Raw genomic sequence first — 20,926 nt, 5'->3', positions numbered from 1 at the left:
GGGAAGCGCGGGAGCGGCCGGCAGCCGCCCCGTGATGCAGCTTACAAAGCCAGGAAGGCCAGGCCCGCCACGGCCGTCGGCAGCAGGGCGCCGGCCAGCAGGCCGACGGCGCCGATCGATTCATCCTTGAAGCCGCGACGCAGCAGGGCCACGCCGGCCGGGTTCGGCGCATTGGCGATGACGGTCAGGCCGCCGCCGGCCACGGCGCCCGCCATCAGCATGTATTTCGCTTCGTCCGTCATGCCGACGATCAGCGAACCGAGGTAGGTGAGGGCCGCATTGTCCGTGATCGCCGTCAAGCCCAGGGCGCCGAAGAACAGGGCCAGCGGTTTCAGGCTGGAAACGATGGGCTGCAGCCACCATTGCTGCATGCCGCCCAGTACCACCAGGCCGCCGAGGAAGAAGCCGACCAATAAGCCTTCCTTGAGGATCAGCGGGCTTTGATAGCGCTCATACGCCTGCACGAAGCCGAGGAAGAACAGGAACAGGCCGATGAACAGCACGGGATGATGCGCCAGGGTCACGACGCCGGCCAGCACGATCATGTGCACCAGGCTGACGGCCAGCGGCACTTTCGGCGCTTCCACTTCGCCGGCCTTCGGCTTGATGTCGGAGGTGTTGCTGTGCAGATATTTGCGCAGCAATATGCTCACGCCCGTGGCATTCACCAGCACGGCGATGGCGGCCTTCCAGCCGAAATGGGTGGCCATGTAGGCGCTGTCCCAGTTCCACGTGGTGGCCACCATCAGCACGGGCGGCGCCGCATACGAGGTCAGGGTGCCGCCGATGGAAACGTTGACGAACAGCACACCCAAGGCGCCGTATTTCAGCCATTCAGGGATGCCCGGACGGAAGATTTGCGGCGCCAGCATCAGCGCGGCCAGTGTCATGGCGGCCGGTTCCGTGATCAGCGAGCCCGTCAGGGGCACGAGCGCCAGGCCCAGCCAGACGAGGGCCAGTTCCGTGCGCAGCGGCATCACGCGCGCCACGCCTTTCAGCAGGCGCTGCACGGCGTCGAGCACGGGGCGCGAGGCGGCCACGACCATGACGACGAAGACGAACAGCGGCTCCGTGTAATGGCGCGACTCGGCATACTCGATGGCCGCATCGCTGCCCGAGACAAAGGCCATGATGATGATCAGGATGAAGGCCCAGAAGCCGAACACGACTTCCACTTCGCCCAGCAAGTGCAGCAAGCCCGCGTGGCGGGGGTGGCGCCGCGATAATGTCTCAAACGACTTGGCGGCGAAGGTGTGGATGAGCGCAAGGCCGAAGACGATGGCGCTGATGATTTGGATGGTGGTCAAATGCGTTTCCTTATGGACGGAGGAAGCCGCCCGGTGCATTGCCGAGCGGTAAGGAGAGTGCTTATGGTACAGCAATCGATGCGGGAAACGGGGTTTTTCGGACATGGCGGAGCGGCCCCGGGCACGCTATCTGGCAGATAAGCCTTGCCAAAAGCAGGGCTGGATAGTACTGTATATGCATACAGTATTCATCTTCATATTCAATTATGCAACATTCCGAATTGATGGCCTCGCCGGAAGCCCTGCACCCGTCCCTGTGGCGCGCATCGCAGCTGGGCCAGGGCGCCGCGCGCTGCCTGGATACGGGCTTTGCCGCCCTGTCGGCGCAGCTGCCCGGCGGCGGCTGGCCCAGCGGCAGCCTCATCGATCTGCTGGTGCAGCAGCCGGGCAGCGGCGAATTGCGGCTGCTGGCGCCCGCGCTGGCGCAGCTGCCGGGCTTGCCCATCGTGCTGCTGCAGCCGCCCCATCCGCCGCAGGCGCTGGCCCTGGCCGCGCAGGGACTGGCGCCATCGCAATTGCTGTGGATCAAAAGCGCCGGCAGCAAGGACGCCCTGTGGGCGGCGGAGAATATCTTGCGCAGCGGCACGTGCGGCGCCCTGCTGTTCTGGCAGGCGCACGTGCGCGCCGACAGCCTGCGCCGGCTGCATCTGGCGGCGCAGTCGGGCAACACCCTGTTCTGCATGCTGCGCCCCTTGCACGGCGCGCAGGATGCGTCGCCCGCGCCGCTGCGCCTGTCCGTGCGCCCGGCCGCCGGCGGCATCGAGATCGGCTTCATCAAGCGCCGGGGACCGCAGCGCGACGCACCCCTGTTCCTGCCCCTGCAACCTCCTTCTTTACTGCTGCGTCATGCGACTCTGGATCGGCCTGTGCCTGCCCCGGCTCCCGCTCGAAGTGTTTTGCCCGCGCTGGTCGGCTGACCACCTCGGCGTAGTGCTGGAGCAGGAGCAAGTGATGGCCCTGTCGCCGCTGGCGTTGGCGGCCGGCATCCGGCCGGGCATGCGCCGCGCGGGCGCGCTGATGCTGGCGCCGCAGGCGCGCCTGCACGAACGCTCGCCCGAGCTGGAAGCACAGGCCCTGCAGGCGGTGGCGCTGGCGCTGCTGCAATATTCGCCGCTGGTGGCGCAGGGCGAGGAAGCGACCCTGCTCGTCGACGCGGGCGCCAGCCTGCGCCTGTTCGGCGGCGTGCGCGCCCTGTGCCGGCACATCGCGGCCAGCCTGCGCGCACTCGGCTACACGGCCCAGCTGTCGTGCGCCCCCACGGCGCGCGGCGCCTGGCTGCTGGCGCGCGCCGCGACGCGCCGGGGCCGGACCTTGAGCATGGCCAGCCTGGTGCGCCGGCTCGACGGCTTGCCGTGCGCCTTGCTGCCGCCCGCGCGCCCCTGGCTCGACTGGCTGGACGGCATCGGCTGCCGCACCCTGGGGCAGCTGCGCCACTTGCCCCGGCCCGGCTTGCAGCGCCGTTGCGGCGGGGCCCTGCTGGACATGCTCGACGACGCGCATGGCCACGGCACGGAACTGTTCGTCTGGCTCGAAGCGCCGCCCACGTTCCGCGCCAGCCTGGAATTGTTCGACCGCGTGGAGCACGCCGACGCGCTGCTGTTCGGCGCGCGCCGCCTGCTGCAGCAGATGACGGGCTGGCTGTGCGCGCGGCAATTCGCCGTCGAGCGCATACAGCTGCTGCTGGCGCACGAGCGGGGCAGGGTGGCGCGCCCGCCCACCATCATCGACCTGGCGCTGGGCGAGGCCGTCTGGCGCGACGAGCACCTGGTGCGCCTGCTCAAGGAGCGCCTGGCGCAGCTGGCGCTGGACGCGCCCGTGATCGGCCTGACCCTGGAAGCGCTGCAGGTGCAGCCGATGGCGCCGCCCAGCGATAGCCTGTTCCCCGAGCCGGGCGGCACGCCGCAGGAGCGCCAGCGCTTGCTGGAATTGCTGGTGGCGCGCCTGGGCATGGACAATGTCCTGCAGGCCGCGCCGCGCGCCGATTACCGCCCCGAAGCGGCCAACCGGTGGCTGCCTCTGCCGACCAAGCCGGCTGGAAAAAACGCGCTGCCCGACTTGCCGCCCGGCTTGCCCGGCATGCCCCGTCCCGCCTGGCTGCTGGCCCAGCCCATCGCCCTCCTGATGCGCGAGCACCGGCCCTTCTATGGCTCGCCCCTGAAAATGGTGTCCGTTGCCGAACGCATCGAGGCAGGCTGGTGGGGCCAGTCGCAGGCGCGCGATTACTTCATTGCGGAAGGCCTCGACCACGCCCATTACTGGGTCTACCGCGAACGCATCGCTGGCAGCGGCGAAGACGCCGCGCCGCGCTGGTTTTTGCATGGCTTGTTTGGCTGAAGGCGCTGTCCTGCTGAAACTGCCATGCTTGGCTATACTTGCTTTCTTGCGCCGCGTCTTTAATTGAAATGAAGGATATCCATGACACCGCTTTCCGATTTTCCCATCACCCAAAAATGGCCTGCCCGGCACCCCGAGCGCCTGCAGCTGTACTCGCTGCCGACGCCGAACGGCATCAAGGTGTCGATCCTGCTGGAAGAGCTGGGCCTGGCGTACGAGCCGCACCTGGTCAGCTTCGAGCAGAACGACCAGCTGTCGCCCGCCTTCCTGTCCCTCAATCCGAACAACAAGATTCCCGCCATCCTCGACCCGGACGGTCCTGACGGCAAGCCGCTGGCCCTGTTCGAGTCGGGCGCCATCCTGCTGTACCTGGCGGAAAAGACGGGCAAGTTCCTGCCCCAGGACGCGGGCCTGCGCTACGAAACCATTCAATGGCTGATGTTCCAGATGGGCGGTATCGGCCCCATGTTCGGCCAGGTGGGTTTCTTCCACAAATTCGCCGGCAAGGAATACGAAGACAAGCGTCCGCTGGAGCGCTATCTGGGCGAAGCGAAGCGCCTGCTGGGCGTGCTGGAACAGCGCCTGCAGGGCCGCGACTGGATCATGGGCAGTCAGTACACGATTGCCGACATCGCCATCTTCCCGTGGGTGCGCTGCCTCGTGGGTTTCTATGGCGCGGGCGACCTGGTCGGTTTTGATAATTTCCCGAACGTGCGGCGCGCGCTGGACGCGTTCCTTGCCCGTCCCGCCGTCATCAAGGGGATCGACATCCCGCAGCGCGGATAAGGTTGGCCAACTGCGGCGGCGGCCGGGCGGCGCTACAATGCGCCTTCGGCCGCCCTGCGCGGCAGCTTTGATCTGAGACAATGAAATCCACCCGGCAAGATTTTCCCGGCGCCCACGGCCATGTGCTGGCGGCGCGGCTCGACGCGCCCGACGGCGCCATCCGCGCCTACGCGCTGTTCGCCCACTGCTTTACCTGCGGCAAGGACGTGCTGGCCGCGCGGCGCATCGCGCAAGGCTTGACGGAACACGGCATCGCCGTGCTGCGCTTCGACTTCACGGGACTGGGCGCCAGCGAAGGCGAGTTTGCCGCCACGAATTTCTCGTCGAACGTGGATGACCTGGTCGCCGCCGCCGATTTCCTGCGGGCAAAACATGCTGCGCCGCAATTGCTGATCGGCCATAGCCTGGGCGGCGCCGCCGTGCTGGCGGCCGCCGCGCACGTGCCGGAAGCCACCGCCATTGCCACCCTGGCCGCGCCCAGCACGCCCGCCTATGTGACGCGCATGTTCAGCGCGCATCTGGAGCAAATCGCCGCCGAGGGCGAGGCGCTGGTGCAGCTGGAAGGGCGGCCCTTCCGCATCCGCCAGCAATTCGTCGACGACGCGGGCAGCCACAGTTTAAAGGAGCACATCGCCGGCCTGCGCCGCGCCCTGCTGGTGATGCACGCGCCGAAGGACACGACGGTGAGCCTGTCGAACGCGATGGATATCTTTACTGCCGCGAAGCACCCGAAAAGCTTCGTCTCGCTCGACGATGCCGACCACCTGTTGACGGGGCGCAATGATGCCGCGTATGTCGCCAACGTCATCGCCGCCTGGAGCGCACGTTATATCAACTAAGCTGAACTAAGCGGTCGCCCATGAAAAACGCCGTACCGGCAAGATGCGGGTACGGCGCAGATAGTGCTGATAGTTTGAATGCTTAATCTTCGTCAAACTCGGCCGAAAGATCTTTCCAGCCCTTGCTGACGGCAAAGGCGGAAAATTCCTCCGGCGCTTCCAGGACGATCAGTTTCTTGTCTTGCAAGCCCAGGTCGCCGTGGCCGAAGTCGGGGCCTACGTAGCCGAGGCTGCGCAGGCGGGCCAGGATGTGGCCGACCAGGGTCTTGTCCTTGTAGGCGCCCGCTTCGAGCGGGGCGGCGAAATCGACGTAGACGTCGATGATGCCGTAGCCTTCGTCGAAGATGCGGATGGCCTTGATGTCGTGGGCACGGCCGGAGCCGTCGGTGGCCTTGAAGGGGCCGCTGAGCTGGATGTCGGTGTCATTGTTCATGCCGCCAGCATACACCAAAAGCCGGCCCCGCATGGGGGCGCGCGGCGCAAAATCACCGGGCAATCTCCGCCTCAGCGCGCCTGCAGGATGGCCGACAGGCGGTCGCGCGTGCCGGCGATGCGCTCCAGCTGCGGGTAGCGCAAGCCGCCGTGGTAGTCGAGCGCCACCGTCTGGAATTGCTTGCCCTTTTTGACCAGCAAGTTGATCGGCTGCGGGCTGGTCTTGGCCGCCTGGATGGCCGCCTTCAGCAGCTTGGGCGTGTAAGCCGTGCCATTCACGGCGAGCAAGGTCGTATTGCCGGACAAACCCGCCCGGAAGGCGGGGCCATCCCACAGCAGCTTGCCCAGCTTGCCGTCCTTGTCGATCGTCAATCCCAAAGAGTACGTCAGGTCCGTACTCTCGCCGTGCTCTTCATTCGCTTTCATGAACGGCGTCGGCATGTCGCGGTAGACGAGTTTCCAGCCGGCGCGGGCCAGGCCGTCCAGCGGTGCGCCGGGGCCGTGGCCGTCGAGACGCGTGCGCAGGAAGGCGGCCCAGTCGTGCGGCTGCACGGCGTTCAGGGCCGCCACCACATCCTCGAAGGTGTAGGGCAGGGGCGTGGTGCTGCCATCCTGCATGCCAAAGAAACTGCGGGCGAAGTCGTCCAGCGAGCGACGCTCGCCCGACAGTGCGCGGATGGTGGTGTCGACGTCGAGCCAGACCAGCGCGCCTTCCATATAGTAATCCTCGTCGCGCTGCCAGCTGCTCCAGGCTATGGGGCGCCGGCCATTGATGATGGGGTCGTTCGTCGTATCCTGCATGGTGCGCCAGCTGCGCCCGGGCATGACGTCGTAATGGGCCGCCGTCGCAGCGAACAGGTCGCGCATGTGGGCCGGGGCCACCAGGCCGGAGCGGGCCGCCAGCACATTGCCCCAGTATTGCGTCTGGCCTTCGTAGACCCACAGCAGGCTGTTTTGCAGCGGCGTATTGAAATCCGGCGTGTCCTGGCCGGCGGGGCGGCGGAACTTGCCGTTCCACGAGTGCACCAGCTCGTGCGGCAGCAGCACGCGGCCCGCCTCGTTCTTGTCCCACTCGCTGAAATAACCGGGCTTGACGCCGTTTTCGCTCGACTGCAGGTGTTCGCGGCCGATGCCGCCGAACTCGTCGCTCAAGGCCAGCAGGAAATCATAGTGGCGGTAGTGGCGCGCGCCGAACAATTTGTAGGCTTGCTGCAGCATGGCCCGGTGTTGCTCGACTTGCTGCGGCGTCGCCTCCAGGCTGTCGGCGCCGTCGGCCATTACGTTCAGGTGCACGGGGATTTTGGCGCCCGGGTCGAGGTCGATGCGCTCGAAATGGCGCCCCGCGAAGACGGGCGAGTCGACCAGGGTGTCGAGGTCCAGCGCTTCGAAATCGACTTGCTGGCTGGCCGGCGTGGCCGCCCGCGCGCGCACTTCCAGGGCGCTGGCAAATTCCCAGCCGGCCGGCAGGGTCAGGCTGGGCTGCACGAGGATGTCGCGCGCGGCGCGCCCGGCCGGATACAGGGTCATCGCATGCCATTGCACGCCCAGCATGGCGCTCGTCATGGTGATGCGGCCCTGGCTCGTGTCGACGGGCGAGAGGAACTGGTATTGCGCTTCCACGGCCGTGGCGCCGGCCGGCACGTCGAGGTGGAAGGCGAACATGTTGACGGGGTCGCGCCGCCACTCCAGGGGCGCGCCGTTGGCGGACAGGCGCAAGCCGGCCAGCTGGTTCAGCGGGCCGCTGGGGCCGTGGTTGCCCGGTACCCATTGCGGATACAGCAAGGTCAGCTTGCCGGGCGCGGCGGGAATGCTTGCGCGGATGCTGAACAGTTGCTGCGCCACATTGCTGGCATCCACATGCAGCACGATGGGGGTGGCGCCAGGTGCGGCGGCCTGGGCCACTGCGGAAATGAGGAGCGAGAAGGACAGGGACAGGACGGCGCGGGAATAGGGCATGGAACGGGGCATGGAGCGGGGCATGGGACGGGGCGGCGGCGGGAATGGCAAACGGGAAGTCTAGCATTCTGTAAAAAATTCTTACAAATTTGGCGGCGTCTGGGGCGTTTTGCGCCAATTTCAAGGCCTTGAAGGCCGCTTGATCGTCCTTAGATTGGTAGCAGGCGGATGCTCACGGTGAGGTCCGCCCCTCTTATCGCTTCATTTGAAAAGGATATTTATCATGCGTACTTTTGACCTTGCCCCCCTGTATCGTTCCGCCATCGGCTTCGACCGCCTGGCACAGCTGCTCAACGAACAGCGCGCCGATGCGCAACCGAGCTATCCCCCATACAACATCGAACTGGTGTCGGAAGATAAATACCGCATCGTGATGGCATTGGCCGGCTTCTCGCGCGAAGAGATCGACATCATCACGGAACGCGACTCGCTGCACGTCACGGGCCGCAAGCAGAAAGATGGCGTCGAGCGTACTTTCTTGCACCGCGGCATCGCTGCCCGCGATTTCGAACAGCGTTTCCAGCTGGCCAACCACGTGAAGGTCACGGGCGCCACGTTTGAAAACGGCATGCTGACCATCGACCTGGTGCGTGAAGTGCCGGAAGCGCTGAAACCGCGCAAGATCGAGATCGGCAGCGGCGGCGACACCATCGCCGCTAACGTGAATGCGCTGGAACAGCGCCAGGCAGCCTGATCTGATCGCGGCGCCCCTCGGGCGCCCGGGCTAACCTCTCCCATGCAGTAAAATACTGGCCGGTTGATCCGGCCAGTGTCACGTCCGGCGCCCGTTCGGGCCCTTTATCGCCCGCCATGTGAGGTGCGCGGAGCGCGCAAGATTAAACCCCGCTTAAAGGCGCAAATGCCTGTTTCCAAATGGAAAAATGTTAAGCACCGCCTAAGACTCGTGGCCCACTATTGCATACATCAAAATCTCATTAAATGAGGAGCAATTCATGGAACAGCAAACGAATACCGCATCCCTGAAAATCAAACGCACCGTAGCCGCGCTGGCCGCGATCGGTGTGCTGGGCGCCGGCGGCGCCATGGTGGTGCATCAGAACAATGCCGGCGCGAATGCCGCCGCTGCGCCCGCAGCCCCGGTGGCTGCCGCCGTGGCGCCTGCCGCCAGCGCGCCGCTGGTGGCCTTGCCCGACTTTAGCCAGATCGCCGCGCGCAACAGCCCGGCCGTCGTCAATATCAGCGTCACGGGCAGCACCAAGGTGGCCTACGACCCATCGGCCCAGGCCGGCAACGACGACTTCGGCAACGACCCCTTCTTCGAATTCTTCCGCCGCTTCCAGGGCCCGCAAGGCGGACAGCGCGGTGGCCGCGACGTGCCCACGCACGGCCTCGGTTCCGGCTTCATCGTCAGCCCCGACGGCGTCATCATGACGAATGCCCATGTGGTGCGCGATGCGCGCGAAGTGACCGTCAAGCTGAACGACCGCCGCGAATTCCGCGCCAAGGTGCTGGGCACGGATCCGAAGACCGATATCGCCGTGCTGAAGATCGACGCCAACAACCTGCCCGTCGTGCCGCTTGGCCATTCGAGCGACCTGAAAGTGGGCGAGTGGGTGCTGGCCATCGGTTCGCCGTATGGCTTCGACAGCACGGTGACGGCCGGCGTCGTCAGCGCCAAGGGCCGCTCCCTGCCGGACGACAGCAATGTGCCCTTCATCCAGACGGACGTGGCGGTGAACCCCGGCAACTCGGGCGGCCCCCTGTTCAACACGCGCGGCGAAGTGGTCGGCATCAATTCGCAGATCTACAGCCAGACGGGCGGTTTCCAGGGCCTGTCGTTCGCCATCCCGATCGACCTGGCCGGCCGCATCAAGGACCAGATCGTCGCCACGGGCAAGGCCAGCCATGCCAAGCTGGGCGTGACGGTGCAGGAAGTCAACCAGGGCTTTGCCGACTCGTTCAAGCTGGCCACGCCGGAAGGCGCGCTGGTGGCCAACGTCGAGCGGGGCAGCCCGGCCGACAAGGCGGGCCTGAAATCGGGCGACGTCGTGCGCAAGGTGAATGGCCAGCGCATCATCGGCTCGGCCGACTTGCCGGCGCTGGTGGGGACTTCCTTGCCAGGCGACAAGATCACCATGGATGTCTGGCGTGACGGCAAGATTGTCAGCCTGACGGCAACCCTGGGCAATGCGGCCGACAAGGTGGCCGAAGTGGCGAAGAGCGATAGCGCCGCCGGCAAGGTAAAACTGGGCCTGGCCCTGCGTCCGTTACAATCGGATGAAAAACGCGAGGCGGGCATCAGCGCCGGCCTGCTGGTGGAAGACGCGGGCGGCGCCGCCGCGAATGCCGGAGTGCAGCCGGGCGACGTGCTATTGTCGGTCAATGGCCGTCCCGTCAACACCGTCGAGCAGGTGCGCGACGTGGTGGAAAAATCCGCCAAGTCGGTGGCCTTGCTGATACAGCGCGGCCCCGATAAGATCTTCATTCCTGTACGGCTGGGGTAAATACCGGGGTCAGACCCGCCGGGTCTGACCCCAGCCTTCCGCTATGGGGCAAATAAATAAAAAGGAGCGGCCATGCGGCTATTGCTGGTAGAAGACGACACGATGATCGGCGAAGTGGTGCTTGACTTGCTGCGCGCCGAGCATTACGCGGTGGACTGGGTCAAGGATGGCGACATGGCCGATACGGCCCTGCAGACGCAGACCTATGACCTGGTGCTGCTGGACCTGGGCTTGCCGCGCAAGGATGGCCTCGACGTGCTGCGCTCGATGCGCTTGCGCAAGCTCGACACGCCTGTGCTGGTAGCCACGGCGCGCGACGCCATCGAGCAGCGCATCGCGGGCCTCGATGCGGGCGCCGACGATTACGTATTAAAACCGTATGACCTCGACGAACTGCTGGCGCGCATCCGCGCCTTGCTGCGGCGCGCCTCGGGGCGGCCGGAACCGGTCTTCGAACACCAGGGCGTCTCCATCAATCCGCTGACGCGCGAAGTGATTGCCGAAGGCCATCCCGTCAACCTGTCGGCGCGCGAATGGGCCGTGCTGGAAGCGCTGATCGCGCGCCCCGGCATCGTGCTGTCGCGCGCGCAGCTGGAAGAAAAGCTGTACAGCTGGAAGGATGAAGTCAACAGCAATGCCGTGGAAGTGTATATCCACGGCTTGCGCAAGAAGCTGGGCAGCGACTTGATCCAGAACGTGCGCGGCCTCGGCTACATGGTGCCCAAGGCATGAGGATGAAGGTCACGGTGACGCACTCGCTGCGCGGCCGCCTGCTGTGGTTCTTGCTGGCGGCCATCATCATGGCGGCCCTGGCGCAGGCCTCGATCGCCTACCGCAGCGCCCTGTACGACGCCGACCAGATTTTCGACTATCACATGCAGCAGATGGCCCTGTCGCTGCGCTCGGGCGCGCCGCTGGCCAACCACGCGCAAGCCTTGCCGGCCGACCCTGTCAACAATGACATGGTGGTGCAGGTGTGGACGCCGGACGGCGTGCAGGTGTTCCGTTCGATCACGCGCGCGGAATTGCCGCAACGCGCCGTGCTGGGCTTTTCGAATGTGAAGGCCAACGGCACCACCTACCGCATCTTTTCCGTGCAAACCAGTTCCCAGACGGTGCAGATCGCCCAGGACATGGCCGTGCGCAAGCGCATGGCCGGCAGCCTGGCGCTGCGCACGGTCGGCCCCATCGCGCTGATGGCGCCTATCCTGATGCTGGTGGTCTGGTGGGTCGTCAGCGGTTCGCTGGCGCCCGTCTCGCGCGTGCGCAAGCAGGTGGCGGCGCGCCAGGCGGACGATCTGTCGCCCGTCTCGGAAGCGGGCTTGCCCGACGAAGTGCGCCCGCTCGTGCATGAGCTCAATCTTTTGTTCGGCCGTGTCAAAACGGCGTTCGACGCGCAGCAGCACTTCGTCGCCGACGCCGCGCATGAATTGCGCACGCCGCTGGCGGCCTTGAAGCTGCAGGTGTTGAGCCTGGAGCGGGCCGAATCGGCAGAAAAGCGCAGCCTGGCCATTTCCCGCGTGAGCGCCGGCATCGAGCGGGCCACGCGCCTGGTCGAGCAATTGCTGGTGCTGGCGCGCCAGGAAGCGAGCGCCGCCAGCGGCGACCAGCTGCAGGCGGTGGATTTGAACGACGTCGTCAAGCGCGCGCTGGGCGACATGGCCGGCATCGCGCAGGCGCGCAAGATCGACCTGGGCCTGCACCACATGGATGCGGCCAGCGTCGCCGGCCAGGCCGACGCGCTCAACATCATGCTGCGCAATCTGGTCGACAACGCCATCAAGTACACGCCGCAGGGCGGCACGGTCGACATCGACCTGCGCGCCAGCCCCGTCGGCGTGACCTTATCGGTGGAAGACAGCGGCCCGGGCATCCCGCCCGAGGAGCGCGAGCGCGTCTTCAGCCGCTTCTACCGCGTGCCCGGCACGGATGCCAATGGCAGCGGCCTGGGGCTGGCCATCATCAAGGCCATCGCCGAACGCCATGGCGCGCGCCTGGTGCTCGACAAATCCGAGCGCCTGGGCGGCCTGTGCGTGCGCGTGGAATTCCCGCAAGCCGTAAAAAAATAACGTTTTGATCATGATCCTTGGCATGTTGCATTGACGCGCGCGCCGCTGGCATATATTGTCTGCGCAATAAGCAATCAAGCAAACGGAGCGCAGCATGCAGAAGATCGGCTTTTCAGGAACCCTCGATCCCATCACCAACGGCCACATGTGGGTGATCGGCGAGGCGCGTTCGCTCGCCGACGAGGTGATCGTGTTCCTGTCGCAAAACCCCGCCAAGCGTCCCCAATTTCCCGCCGAAGACCGCAAGCGCATCATCGAGCAGAGCGCGCGCGAGTGCGGCTGGGAGAATGTGCAGGTGGTCATCGTCAAGGGCGACTACACGGCGCGCGCGGCGAAAAAGCATGGCTGCGACTACCTGATCCGCGGCATCCGCACGACGGCCGATTTCGACTATGAAAACCTGATCCAGCAAACCAATGTGGACGTGTTGCAGGGCGCCAAGACGATCTTCGTCATGCCGCCGCGCGACCTCGGTTCCGTCAGTTCCAGCTTCGTCAAGGCGCTGGAAGGGCCCGTCGGCTGGAACTGGACCATGAAGAAATTCGTCCCCGGCCCGGCCTACCAGGCGTGGATACTCGACTGCCTGCGCAAGGAGTGGGAAGTGCTGTGGCACTACGCCACCGCCTCGCCAGCGGACATCGCCCTGTTTGACCACTGGTTCGCGCACCTGACGGGACCGCAGGCGTACGGCGGCGTGGACCGCCACTATCACAACCTCGACCACCTGGTGCATGGCCTGTCCGAGATCCGCGTGTGGGCCGACAATACCTATGCGCCCAAGCGCGACAGCGCGTTGGTCAAGAAGGCGTTCTGGTTCCACGACGCCGTCTACAGCCACGACGAAGACGCCCTGTATTCGAGCGAAGAGGCCAGTGCCCAGCTATGGCTGGCCAGCGGCCTCGATGCGGGCGATAATCAGGATGTGGCGCAATTGATACGCGCCACCGACCATTTTCAGGGTCCTGGCATCAGCCACGCGCTGAAGGACGCCATGCTCAGCGCCGACCTGGCCATCCTGGGCCAGGACGAGGAGGTGTACCTGGCGTATACGCAAGCCATCGTCCGCGAATACGCGCACATGGACCCCGCGCGTTTCAACGAACAGCGGGGCCTGGCCCTGCAGCATCTGTGCGCCAAGGCACAGGCGGGCCAGCTGTTTGGCGATGCGTATTTCGCCGACCAGTACAACGAGCGGGCCATCGACAACATGCAGAAGGAGATCGCGGCGCTGGCGGCGCACTCGCGTGCATGATGTCACGCCGCCGGCGTGGCGGCGGCCTTGGTCTGGGTATCACAGACAACTGGTTTGCCACGGAGCGCCCCCGTCGCCGCAGATGCCGGCAGGTCCGCAGGCGCGGGGAATGGCGATGCCGGATTGACAGACGGGCGCGCCGGTCCGTGCTGCGGGACTCACCGATCCCCAGCATTGGCATGTCGTCAGCAGCCATCCTGACGGCAGTTTCTGTGGCATGGGCGGGGCAAACCCCGAGACGCCCATCGAGCGGGTACCGACATGCGGCGGCGACAGCAATCTGGCTTCGTTTTCTCGGGCATATGCAGGGGCTTCGACAGGACCGCCATCGGATGAGTTATCCACCCATTGTTTGGCAAAGCCTGTTACACCCCAATCCTTGTATTGCTGGACATGCATCATTTCATGCGCCCATAGCGCAGGATCGCGCGCATCATCATCGCTGCGAAAAATGACGGCATTCAAGACTGTAATAGCGCGCGTGTTGCTGTTGAATTGCATTTGTGCCGCCTGCAGCGTGTTCTGCAAAGCACTCCACTCGCTGGTCCAGCGGACGGAATCGAGCAAGTCGGGGGAATGCCAACGCATCAGGAAAGCCTTGATTCCTGGCTCCATGCCATTGGCATGACCGCCTGTGACAACGGCGTTGCGTGCCGATACCATCGCCGCTGCCACCGGCGTGTAGGGAATCTGGCCTGGATTTTGTATCAACTGGATTGCAGCATCGGGATTTTTTACGGCAAATTCAGTGATGTCGCCTAGCGTCGGGATGCCGGTGGGGTTGAGAGGCGCAAGCGGATTCAGAATGGTGCCGATGGGATCTGTCTTACCCCGCTCAATCACCTTGCCGGGATCGATGACGGGGGGAAGAATGCAGCCACTTTTAGGAAGGCAGGCACATCCGACTAGCGGCACGCATGCTTCATACTGACAATCGGGGCAGTCGGCCGTGGCCGCCGTAGTACTGAAGAATATGCCTACCAGCGCCAGCAAGCCAGCGGTCATGTGCGATAGCGTAGCCATGGGTCCCCCTTATGCAGGTTGCCCCTGTTATATGGCATGGTGCGGTGGTGGCAACAACGATGACGATACGCCTGATCCCTGCGCACGGCAGGGTATTTCGCCTGAAACAAGGAAGGCTTTGCGCTAGCTCAATTCATTCAATTCAGTCAGGAATTTTTCGGCTTGATGCCATGGATAGCGTGCTCATGCGGGAAATGCCTAGGGATGATCGGTGCTTCTCTGCGCGCCATGTCGCAGCGTATCCAGCGTGTGCCATGGGGTCACACGGTAGCCGCCGTATTTCCGGTACAGGTATTGTGCGGTAGTCGAATCTGTGCCGGGGTGACAACGCCTGAAAAACCGACGCACAGTAGGTTTTGACCGGCGTTCCTGGCGTCATTCCTGCGAATTAGCCCTGTACCCCGTCACTCTGGCGGATCGCCGCCCTGGCGCGCGCCGCGTGCAGCTTTTTGAAGCTGTCGATCAGGCGCTGGTGCCGGTCCAGACCTTCCAGCTGCATGCTGGTCGGGGTCAGGCCGTAGAAGCGCACGCTGCCGTCTACCGAGCCCAGCACCGCGTCCATGCGTTCGTTGCCAAACATGCGGCGGAAATTGACGACGTAGTCGTCCAGTTCCAGCTCGTCGTCGAGTTCCACTTCCAGCACCACGTTCAAGGCTTGATAGAACAGCTTGCGCTCGAGCGTGTTGTCGTTGTACTGCAGGAAGGTTTCCACCAGCTCTTTCGCTTCCTCGAATTGCTGCAGAACGAGATGAATCAGCAGCTTCAATTCCAGGGTCGTCAGCTGGCCCCAGACCGTGTTTTCGTCAAACTCGATGCCGATCAGGGTGGCGATGTCGCCGTACTCGTCGAGCTCGCTGTTTTCCAGGCGGTCGAGCAGGTCTTCCAGGCTGGCATCGTCCAGCTTATGCAGGTTCAGGATGTCGGCGCGGAACAGCAGCGCCTTGTTGGTATTGTCCCAGATCAAATCTTCGACCGGATACACCTCGGAATAACCGGGCACGAGGATGCGGCAGGCGGTGGCGCCCAGCTGGTCGTACTCGGCCGTGTACACTTCCTTGCCCATGCCGGCGAGGATGCCGAACAGGGTCGCCGCTTCCTCGGCATTCGAGTTCTCGCCCTGGCCGGAAAAATCCCACTCGACAAAATCGTAATCGGCCTTCGCGCTGAAGAAGCGCCACGAGACGATGCCGCTCGAATCGATGAAGTGTTCGACGAAGTTGTTCGGCTCGGTGACGGCTTCGCTGGCAAACGTCGGCTGCGGCAAGTCGTTCAAGCCCTCGAAGCTGCGGCCCTGCAGCAATTCCGTCAGGCTGCGCTCGAGCGCCACTTCCAGGCTCGGGTGCGCGCCGAACGAGGCAAACACGCCGCCCGTGCGTGGGTTCATCAGGGTGACGCACATCACCGGGTACACGCCGCCCAGCGACGCATCTTTCACCAGCACGGGGAAACCCTGTTCTTCCAGCCCCTGTATGCCCGCCAGGATGCCCGGGTATTTCGCCAGCACTTCCTGCGGCACGTCGGGCAGGGTGATCTCGCCTTCAAGGATTTCGCGCTTGACGGCCCGCTCGAAAATTTCCGACAGACATTGCACCTGGGCTTCGACCAGGGTATTGCCGGCGCTCATGCCATTGCTGACGTACAGGTTTTCAATCAGGTTCGACGGGAAATACACGACCTCGCCATCGGAATGGCGCACATACGGCAGCGAGCAGATGCCGCGCTCGGCATTGCCGGAGTTGGTGTCGACCAGGTGCGAGCCGCGCAGCTCGCCATCGGGGTTGTAGATGTCGAGGCAATATGCGTCGAGAATCTCCTTCGGCAGCGCATCCTTGCGGCCCGGCTTGAACCAGCGTTCGTTCGGATAATGGACAAAATCCGCGTTGGCGATGTCCTCGCCCCAGAACGACCCCGCGTAGAAATGGTTGTTGCTGAGGCGCTCGATATACTCGCCCAGGGCCGACGCCAGCGCGCTTTCCTTGGTCGCGCCCTTGCCGTTGGTAAAGCACATGGGCGAATGCGCATCGCGGATATGCAGCGACCAGACATTCGGAATGATGTTGCGCCACGAGGCGATTTCAATCTTGATGCCCAGGCCCGCCAGCAGGCCCGACATATTGGCGATGGTCTGTTCCAGCGGCAAATCCTTGCCGACGATATAGGTATTCGCGCCCGGCGCCGGATTCAGGGCCAGCAAGGCCTGGGCATCGGCATCCAGGTTTTCCACCTCTTCAATGACGAACTCGGGGCCCGTCTGCACCACTTTCTTCACCGTGCAACGGTCGATCGAGCGCAGGATGCCCTGGCGGTCCTTGGCCGAGATATCGGCCGGCAACTCGACCTGGATCTTGAAAATCTGCTGGTAGCGGTTTTCCGGATCGACGATATTGTTTTGCGACAGGCGGATATTTTCCGTGGAAATATTGCGCGTATCGCAATACAACTTCACGAAGTAGGCCGCGCACAGTGCCGATGATGCCAAAAAGTAATCGAACGGGCCAGGCGCCGAGCCATCGCCCTTGTAGCGGATGGGCTGGTCGGCGATGACCGTAAAATCGTCGAACTTGGCTTCGAGACGCAGCTTGTCGAGAAAGTTGACTTTAATTTCCATGAGGTAATCCAATACTGTGCTTATGAGTTAGCCGCTATTATCCTTGCTTTCCGCCGCGGGACAAAGATTGTTCACTGCGGCCGTGCTGGCCGGGAGCCGCTGGGGCAATGATGCAGGCATGATAGTTCATTGCTTTTCACCTATCGCACAGAAGGTTGTCTATATGGATATTCTTGCTGACATACAAAAATCGCAAGCTGTGATGGACGAGCTCGCATCGCAGTGCGATGTTGACCTTGGCCGTGCTGTGCGGACGTGAGTGTATTGCGGCCCGCCAAAAAAACAGCGGCTGCCCATGCCGGCGCAGCCGCTGTTTTCTTATGCGGACACGGTGGTCAGAACTTCACCCACAGCCGTCCGAAATACGACGCGCCGTTCAGACCGAACTGTACGCTGTCGTACTTGAAGCCGTTGTCCGTCTCGTCCGCGTTTTGCGTGGTGGGCTTGACGTTGAAGATGTTGTTGCCGCCAAAGGTCAGCTTGGTGTTTTTGTTGATGCTGTAGGTGAAGCTCAGGTCGGCGGACGTCTTGGCCTTGTAGCGGGCGTTCGGCACGCCCTCGGCCGTGCCGCTGAAGGTGCCCAGGGTTTGCGGGCCAAAGTAGATGATGCGCAGGTCCGACTCCAGCTTGCCCGTGATGTAGTCGAAGCCCAGGGTGGCTTTCGCGCGCGGGCCGCCCTGTTCGATGAACAGGCGTTCGCGCTCGGACAGCAGCACGTCTTCAAAGCCCGTCAGTGAGGCGGGCGTCTTGACCTTCGTCACTTCCGTCTTGCTCAGGTTCAAGGCCAGGAAGGTGTTCAGGCGGTTGCCGGCCAGCTCGCCCTTGTGCGAAGCCGTCAAGTCCAGCCCGCGCGTGCGCGTGTCGATGGAGTTGACGAAGAATTGCGCCTCGCCCACGCCCAGCAAGGCCAGGCGCGCGGCCAGATCCGGGTAGTTGTCGGCATTGAAGCGGCCCGACAGCACGATGCGGTCCTTGATCTTGATATTGTACAAGTCGGCCGTCACGGAAATGGCTTGCGTCGGCGTCCAGGTGGTGCCGAACGTAAAGCTGGTGGATTTTTCCTCTTTCAGCTTGGGAATGCCGGCCGCATTGGCGACGGTGCCGCCGTTCGGCGCCAGCACCACGTCGGTGGGCACGCCGCCGATGAAGTCGGTGAAGGTGGACGAGAAATACACTTGCTGCAACGATGGCGCGCGGAAACCCGTGCTGGCCGAGCCGCGCAGCAGCACGTTCGGCGCCACTTTATAGCTGGCGGCCAGCTTGCCCGTCACGGTGGAGCCGAAATCGCTGAATTTTTCGTAGCGCAGGGCCGCCTGGGTTTTCAGGCGTTCCGTCCAGTCCAGTTCCACGTCGCCATACGCGGCGATGCTGTGGCGCTTGGCCTTGGTAGCGTCGCCGGGCTGGAAGCCGGGAAAGCCCTGGCTGCCCGCATTGCCGCCCGTGCCCACGCCGTCGGCATCGATGTAGGAGTTCGGCTCGCCGGCCATGATCTTGTATTCCTCGCTGCGGTATTCGGCGCCGAAGGCCACGTTCATGCCGCGCATTACCGTGTCGTAGTAGCGGCTGAAATCGGCGTTGCTGGTCAGTTGCTGGAACGAGAAGCCGCCCGCGTCAAAGTTGCTGGCGCTGACGCCCTTGCCGCCATTCATCAGGTCGAGGTTGGCGATCGAGGCGTTCAGGGTATGGCTGATGTCGTAGCGCATCTTGTTGTAGCCATAGGTTTGCGAAAAGTCCGCATGCCATTCGCCGATCTGGCTGCGGTGGCCGATGGTGGCGTACTGGTCGTCGATCTTGCCGTTAATGAAGGGTACGAAACCGTCCGGGTACATGGCGGCCGAATTGCGTGATGGAATGTCGTCGCTGCCGATGCCGCCCCGGCCGAATGCGGCGCTGGAGGCGTCGCGCGTCTGCGCGCCGGCCGTGAAGTACAGCTTGCCCGTGCCGCTGGTGGCGTAGTCGCCATTCAGGTACAGGGTCTTGTTCTTGGACTTGGTGTCGCCGATGATGCGCATGCTGTCCGCGTCGGCCCGGTTCGAGCGACCCCGGTCCAGGTATTCGCCCGTGATGGCCAGGGTGCCCTTGTCGCCCAGCGCGATGCCGCAGTAGGCGGAGGTCATGTAATTCTTGCCGTCGCCTTCCGAGTACTGGCTGTAGCCGGCCACCGCTTCGCAGCCCAGGCTTTTCTTCAGTTCGATGTCGATCACGCCGGCAATGGCGTCCGAGCCGTACTGGGCAGCGGCGCCGTCGCGCAGCACTTGCACGTTCTTGATCGCCAGCAAAGGAATCGCATTCATGTCCGTGCCCGTGTTGCCGCGGTTGCGCGCGCCGAACAGGTTGACCAGGGCCGTCGTGTGGCGCCGCTTGCCGTTCACCAGCACCAGGGTCTGATCGGAGCCGAGGCCGCGCAGGGCGGCCGAATCGATCAGGTCGGCCCCGTCGGCGCCCGTCTGGCGCGTGGAGTTGAACGAGGGCGAAATGTATTGCAGCGATTGCGCCAGGTCAAACTGGCCGCCTTGCTCGGCCACCCGGGAAATGGGGATGATATCGACCGGCACCATGGTGTCGGTGGCGGAACTGGCGACCCGGCGCGAGCCGACCACGCTGACCGTTTGCACGGGACCGTCCGTGGCCGTTGCCTCGCTGCTTTGCGCCATGGCGGCGGGACTGAAGGCGGCGAGGGCGGCGCTGCCGTACAGGCTGATGAGGATGGCTTTACGCAAGGTGGTAAGGGTCGGCACGCAGTGTCTCCAAGTGGCTGATGAGCAAGATTCGTGACTTGATTCTAGTGCCATCATTTCAGCATTCACCAGCGATACTTTGTTTTGTTATTACAAATTTGCCGTAACTGTTGTTTCCTGGTTGATTATCTTTTGGCCGCTGCCCGGCTTGCCTTGTACCGGTGCGCGATGCCCCATTCAGGTGCTGCGCTGCACCATGCCGCCCACCCAGATTGCGTCTGCGCTGTATTGCACCTCGATCAAACAGGGCTGCTGCGTCACATGGCCCTGATGCAGGCGCAACGACTGTTGTCGGTGCGCCGCCAGCGCGCCCGCCGCCACGCCCGTGGCGCTGTCTTCCAGCGCCGGGTCGCGGTGGTTGAAGTTGCGCCCTTCATATTCATGCTCGCCCGTGCGGCAGTACGCATAGCAGCCGCTGACCTGATGCAAGGCGCTCCAGTCGGCGATCAATTCCAGATTCGGCCGCAGCGCCCGCAGCGTGGTGCGGTCGGCCACTTCCAGCAGCAGCTTCGGGCTGCCGACGGAGGCGATCACGGGCGGCGACAGCAAGTGCATGTGCTGGCCCATGAGTTCGGACGGCACATATTTTTCCAGCATGACGGCCGGTGCCGGCTGCGAAGTCAAGCCGATGAAGATTCCTTCCGCGCGGCGCACCAGCTGCAAGGCTTGCCCGCGCATGGCGGTCGTCACCGTCAGCTCCGCCGGCGCGCCGGGCGCCGCCAGCAGCACGTGCGCGGCGGCCAGGGTGGCGTGCAGGCACAGGGGGCTGCGCGTGTGCGGATAAAAATAGTCGAGCACGATGGCGCCATCCGCCTGCCGGTCGAGGAAGACGCAGGCGCTGACCTGGCGTTCGCGGGCGAAGGCCTGGCGCGCCGTTTCTCCGCTGCCATCGTTTTCCACGACCAGCGCCGCATTGCCGCCACCGGGGGCGGCGCCGAAACATTTTAATAAGTGGACGATCATGGCGGTCGATGCAAAAGGTAAAACACCAGCATAAACGAAAATAGGTACAAAGCTTCTCGATGTCTTGGCCGGATGGAGTCAACGGCTGCAGTTATTGAGGCTTTCGTGGAATTGGCATATCAACAGATGATATACTTCCCGCATGCGGATCGAT

General features: G+C 64.0%; 16 protein-coding genes. 9 read left to right on the top strand and 7 right to left on the bottom strand.

Annotated elements, in window-relative coordinates; translation table 11 throughout:
• Positions 1-41 precede the first annotated feature (41 nt).
• Positions 42-1,307, bottom strand: coding sequence for a putative Na+/H+ antiporter (locus AC0V2Y_RS13410; RefSeq protein WP_230541189.1), 1,266 nt, complete (start codon positions 1,305-1,307; stop codon positions 42-44).
• A 206-nt stretch (positions 1,308-1,513) separates the two neighbouring features.
• Between AC0V2Y_RS13410 and imuA the strand changes: the two genes are divergently transcribed.
• The 4 genes from imuA to AC0V2Y_RS13390 all read left to right on the top strand — a co-directional run bounded on the left by imuA (position 1,514) and on the right by AC0V2Y_RS13390 (position 5,266).
• Positions 1,514-2,224, top strand: coding sequence for a translesion DNA synthesis-associated protein ImuA (gene imuA, locus AC0V2Y_RS13405; protein WP_475416818.1), 711 nt, complete (start codon positions 1,514-1,516; stop codon positions 2,222-2,224).
• Positions 2,154-3,641 (top strand): Y-family DNA polymerase, encoded by a 1,488-nt coding sequence (locus AC0V2Y_RS13400; RefSeq protein WP_475416817.1) that lies wholly within the window; start codon positions 2,154-2,156, stop codon positions 3,639-3,641. Before imuA ends, AC0V2Y_RS13400 begins: the two co-directional genes overlap by 71 nt.
• An 81-nt stretch (positions 3,642-3,722) precedes the next feature.
• On the top strand, positions 3,723-4,427 hold the full coding sequence (locus AC0V2Y_RS13395; RefSeq protein WP_475416816.1) for a glutathione S-transferase N-terminal domain-containing protein: 705 nt from the start codon (positions 3,723-3,725) through the stop codon (positions 4,425-4,427).
• An 80-nt stretch (positions 4,428-4,507) separates the two neighbouring features.
• On the top strand, positions 4,508-5,266 hold the full coding sequence (locus AC0V2Y_RS13390; RefSeq protein ID WP_475416815.1) for an alpha/beta hydrolase family protein: 759 nt from the start codon (positions 4,508-4,510) through the stop codon (positions 5,264-5,266).
• Between the two features lie 82 nt (positions 5,267-5,348).
• Here the strand turns inward: AC0V2Y_RS13390 and AC0V2Y_RS13385 are convergent, their stop codons facing one another.
• Together AC0V2Y_RS13385 and AC0V2Y_RS13380 are read right to left on the bottom strand one after the other, a co-directional pair.
• Positions 5,349-5,699 (bottom strand): hypothetical protein, encoded by a 351-nt coding sequence (locus tag AC0V2Y_RS13385; protein WP_034783462.1) that lies wholly within the window; start codon positions 5,697-5,699, stop codon positions 5,349-5,351.
• Positions 5,700-5,770: 71 nt separating this feature from the next.
• Positions 5,771-7,654: a M61 family metallopeptidase gene (locus AC0V2Y_RS13380; protein ID WP_475416814.1), complete on the bottom strand. Its 1,884-nt coding sequence runs from the start codon at positions 7,652-7,654 to the stop codon at positions 5,771-5,773.
• Between the two features lie 223 nt (positions 7,655-7,877).
• Between AC0V2Y_RS13380 and AC0V2Y_RS13375 the strand changes: the two genes are divergently transcribed.
• The 5 genes from AC0V2Y_RS13375 to coaD all read left to right on the top strand — a co-directional run bounded on the left by AC0V2Y_RS13375 (position 7,878) and on the right by coaD (position 13,440).
• Positions 7,878-8,348 (top strand): Hsp20 family protein, encoded by a 471-nt coding sequence (locus AC0V2Y_RS13375; RefSeq protein WP_475416813.1) that lies wholly within the window; start codon positions 7,878-7,880, stop codon positions 8,346-8,348.
• Positions 8,349-8,607: 259 nt separating this feature from the next.
• On the top strand, positions 8,608-10,119 hold the full coding sequence (locus tag AC0V2Y_RS13370; RefSeq protein ID WP_475416812.1) for a Do family serine endopeptidase: 1,512 nt from the start codon (positions 8,608-8,610) through the stop codon (positions 10,117-10,119).
• 72 nt (positions 10,120-10,191) lie between these two features.
• Positions 10,192-10,851 carry a response regulator gene (locus AC0V2Y_RS13365; protein ID WP_034750756.1) on the top strand — a complete coding sequence of 220 codons (660 nt, stop codon included), beginning with the start codon at positions 10,192-10,194 and terminating at the stop codon, positions 10,849-10,851.
• A gap of 2 nt (positions 10,852-10,853) precedes the next feature.
• Positions 10,854-12,188 carry an ATP-binding protein gene (locus tag AC0V2Y_RS13360; protein ID WP_475416850.1) on the top strand — a complete coding sequence of 445 codons (1,335 nt, stop codon included), beginning with the start codon at positions 10,854-10,856 and terminating at the stop codon, positions 12,186-12,188.
• Positions 12,189-12,282: 94 nt separating this feature from the next.
• On the top strand, positions 12,283-13,440 hold the full coding sequence (gene coaD, locus AC0V2Y_RS13355) for a pantetheine-phosphate adenylyltransferase (protein WP_475416811.1): 1,158 nt from the start codon (positions 12,283-12,285) through the stop codon (positions 13,438-13,440).
• Between the two features lie 39 nt (positions 13,441-13,479).
• Here the strand turns inward: coaD and AC0V2Y_RS13350 are convergent, their stop codons facing one another.
• From AC0V2Y_RS13350 to AC0V2Y_RS13335, 4 genes are all read right to left on the bottom strand, one after another.
• The gene (locus AC0V2Y_RS13350) at positions 13,480-14,463 is read right to left on the bottom strand and encodes an eCIS core domain-containing protein (protein ID WP_475416810.1); all 984 of its coding nucleotides are present in this window, start codon (positions 14,461-14,463) and stop codon (positions 13,480-13,482) included.
• Between the two features lie 388 nt (positions 14,464-14,851).
• Positions 14,852-17,071 (bottom strand): OsmC domain/YcaO domain-containing protein, encoded by a 2,220-nt coding sequence (locus AC0V2Y_RS13345; RefSeq protein WP_475416809.1) that lies wholly within the window; start codon positions 17,069-17,071, stop codon positions 14,852-14,854.
• 335 nt (positions 17,072-17,406) lie between these two features.
• A complete protein-coding gene (locus tag AC0V2Y_RS13340; RefSeq protein WP_475416808.1) occupies positions 17,407-19,809 on the bottom strand; it encodes a TonB-dependent receptor plug domain-containing protein in 2,403 nt (800 codons plus the stop codon).
• 177 nt (positions 19,810-19,986) lie between these two features.
• The gene (locus AC0V2Y_RS13335; RefSeq protein ID WP_475416807.1) at positions 19,987-20,772 is read right to left on the bottom strand and encodes a PhzF family phenazine biosynthesis protein; all 786 of its coding nucleotides are present in this window, start codon (positions 20,770-20,772) and stop codon (positions 19,987-19,989) included.
• Positions 20,773-20,926 lie beyond the last annotated feature (154 nt).

It is taken from the genome of Janthinobacterium sp. BHSEK (assembly GCF_056174685.1).
The sequence above is the reverse complement of the archived record's forward strand: the minus strand, read 5'-3'. Positions and strand labels throughout refer to the sequence as shown.

Bases quoted from the DNA above. Each gene is read 5' to 3' on its own strand.
- AC0V2Y_RS13390 (WP_475416815.1), top strand. From the start codon at position 4,508: ATGAAATCCACCCGGCAAGATTTTCCCGGCGCCCACGGCCATGTGCTG.
- AC0V2Y_RS13370 (WP_475416812.1), top strand. From the start codon at position 8,608: ATGGAACAGCAAACGAATACCGCATCCCTGAAAATCAAACGCACCGTA.
- AC0V2Y_RS13395 (WP_475416816.1), top strand. From the start codon at position 3,723: ATGACACCGCTTTCCGATTTTCCCATCACCCAAAAATGGCCTGCCCGG.
- AC0V2Y_RS13360 (WP_475416850.1), top strand. From the start codon at position 10,854: ATGAAGGTCACGGTGACGCACTCGCTGCGCGGCCGCCTGCTGTGGTTC.
- AC0V2Y_RS13345 (WP_475416809.1), bottom strand. From the start codon at position 17,071: ATGGAAATTAAAGTCAACTTTCTCGACAAGCTGCGTCTCGAAGCCAAG.
- coaD (WP_475416811.1), top strand. From the start codon at position 12,283: ATGCAGAAGATCGGCTTTTCAGGAACCCTCGATCCCATCACCAACGGC.
- AC0V2Y_RS13380 (WP_475416814.1), bottom strand. From the start codon at position 7,654: ATGCCCTATTCCCGCGCCGTCCTGTCCCTGTCCTTCTCGCTCCTCATT.
- AC0V2Y_RS13375 (WP_475416813.1), top strand. From the start codon at position 7,878: ATGCGTACTTTTGACCTTGCCCCCCTGTATCGTTCCGCCATCGGCTTC.
- AC0V2Y_RS13400 (WP_475416817.1), top strand. From the start codon at position 2,154: ATGCGACTCTGGATCGGCCTGTGCCTGCCCCGGCTCCCGCTCGAAGTG.
- AC0V2Y_RS13335 (WP_475416807.1), bottom strand. From the start codon at position 20,772: ATGATCGTCCACTTATTAAAATGTTTCGGCGCCGCCCCCGGTGGCGGC.
- imuA (WP_475416818.1), top strand. From the start codon at position 1,514: ATGCAACATTCCGAATTGATGGCCTCGCCGGAAGCCCTGCACCCGTCC.
- AC0V2Y_RS13350 (WP_475416810.1), bottom strand. From the start codon at position 14,463: ATGGCTACGCTATCGCACATGACCGCTGGCTTGCTGGCGCTGGTAGGC.
- AC0V2Y_RS13365 (WP_034750756.1), top strand. From the start codon at position 10,192: ATGCGGCTATTGCTGGTAGAAGACGACACGATGATCGGCGAAGTGGTG.
- AC0V2Y_RS13385 (WP_034783462.1), bottom strand. From the start codon at position 5,699: ATGAACAATGACACCGACATCCAGCTCAGCGGCCCCTTCAAGGCCACC.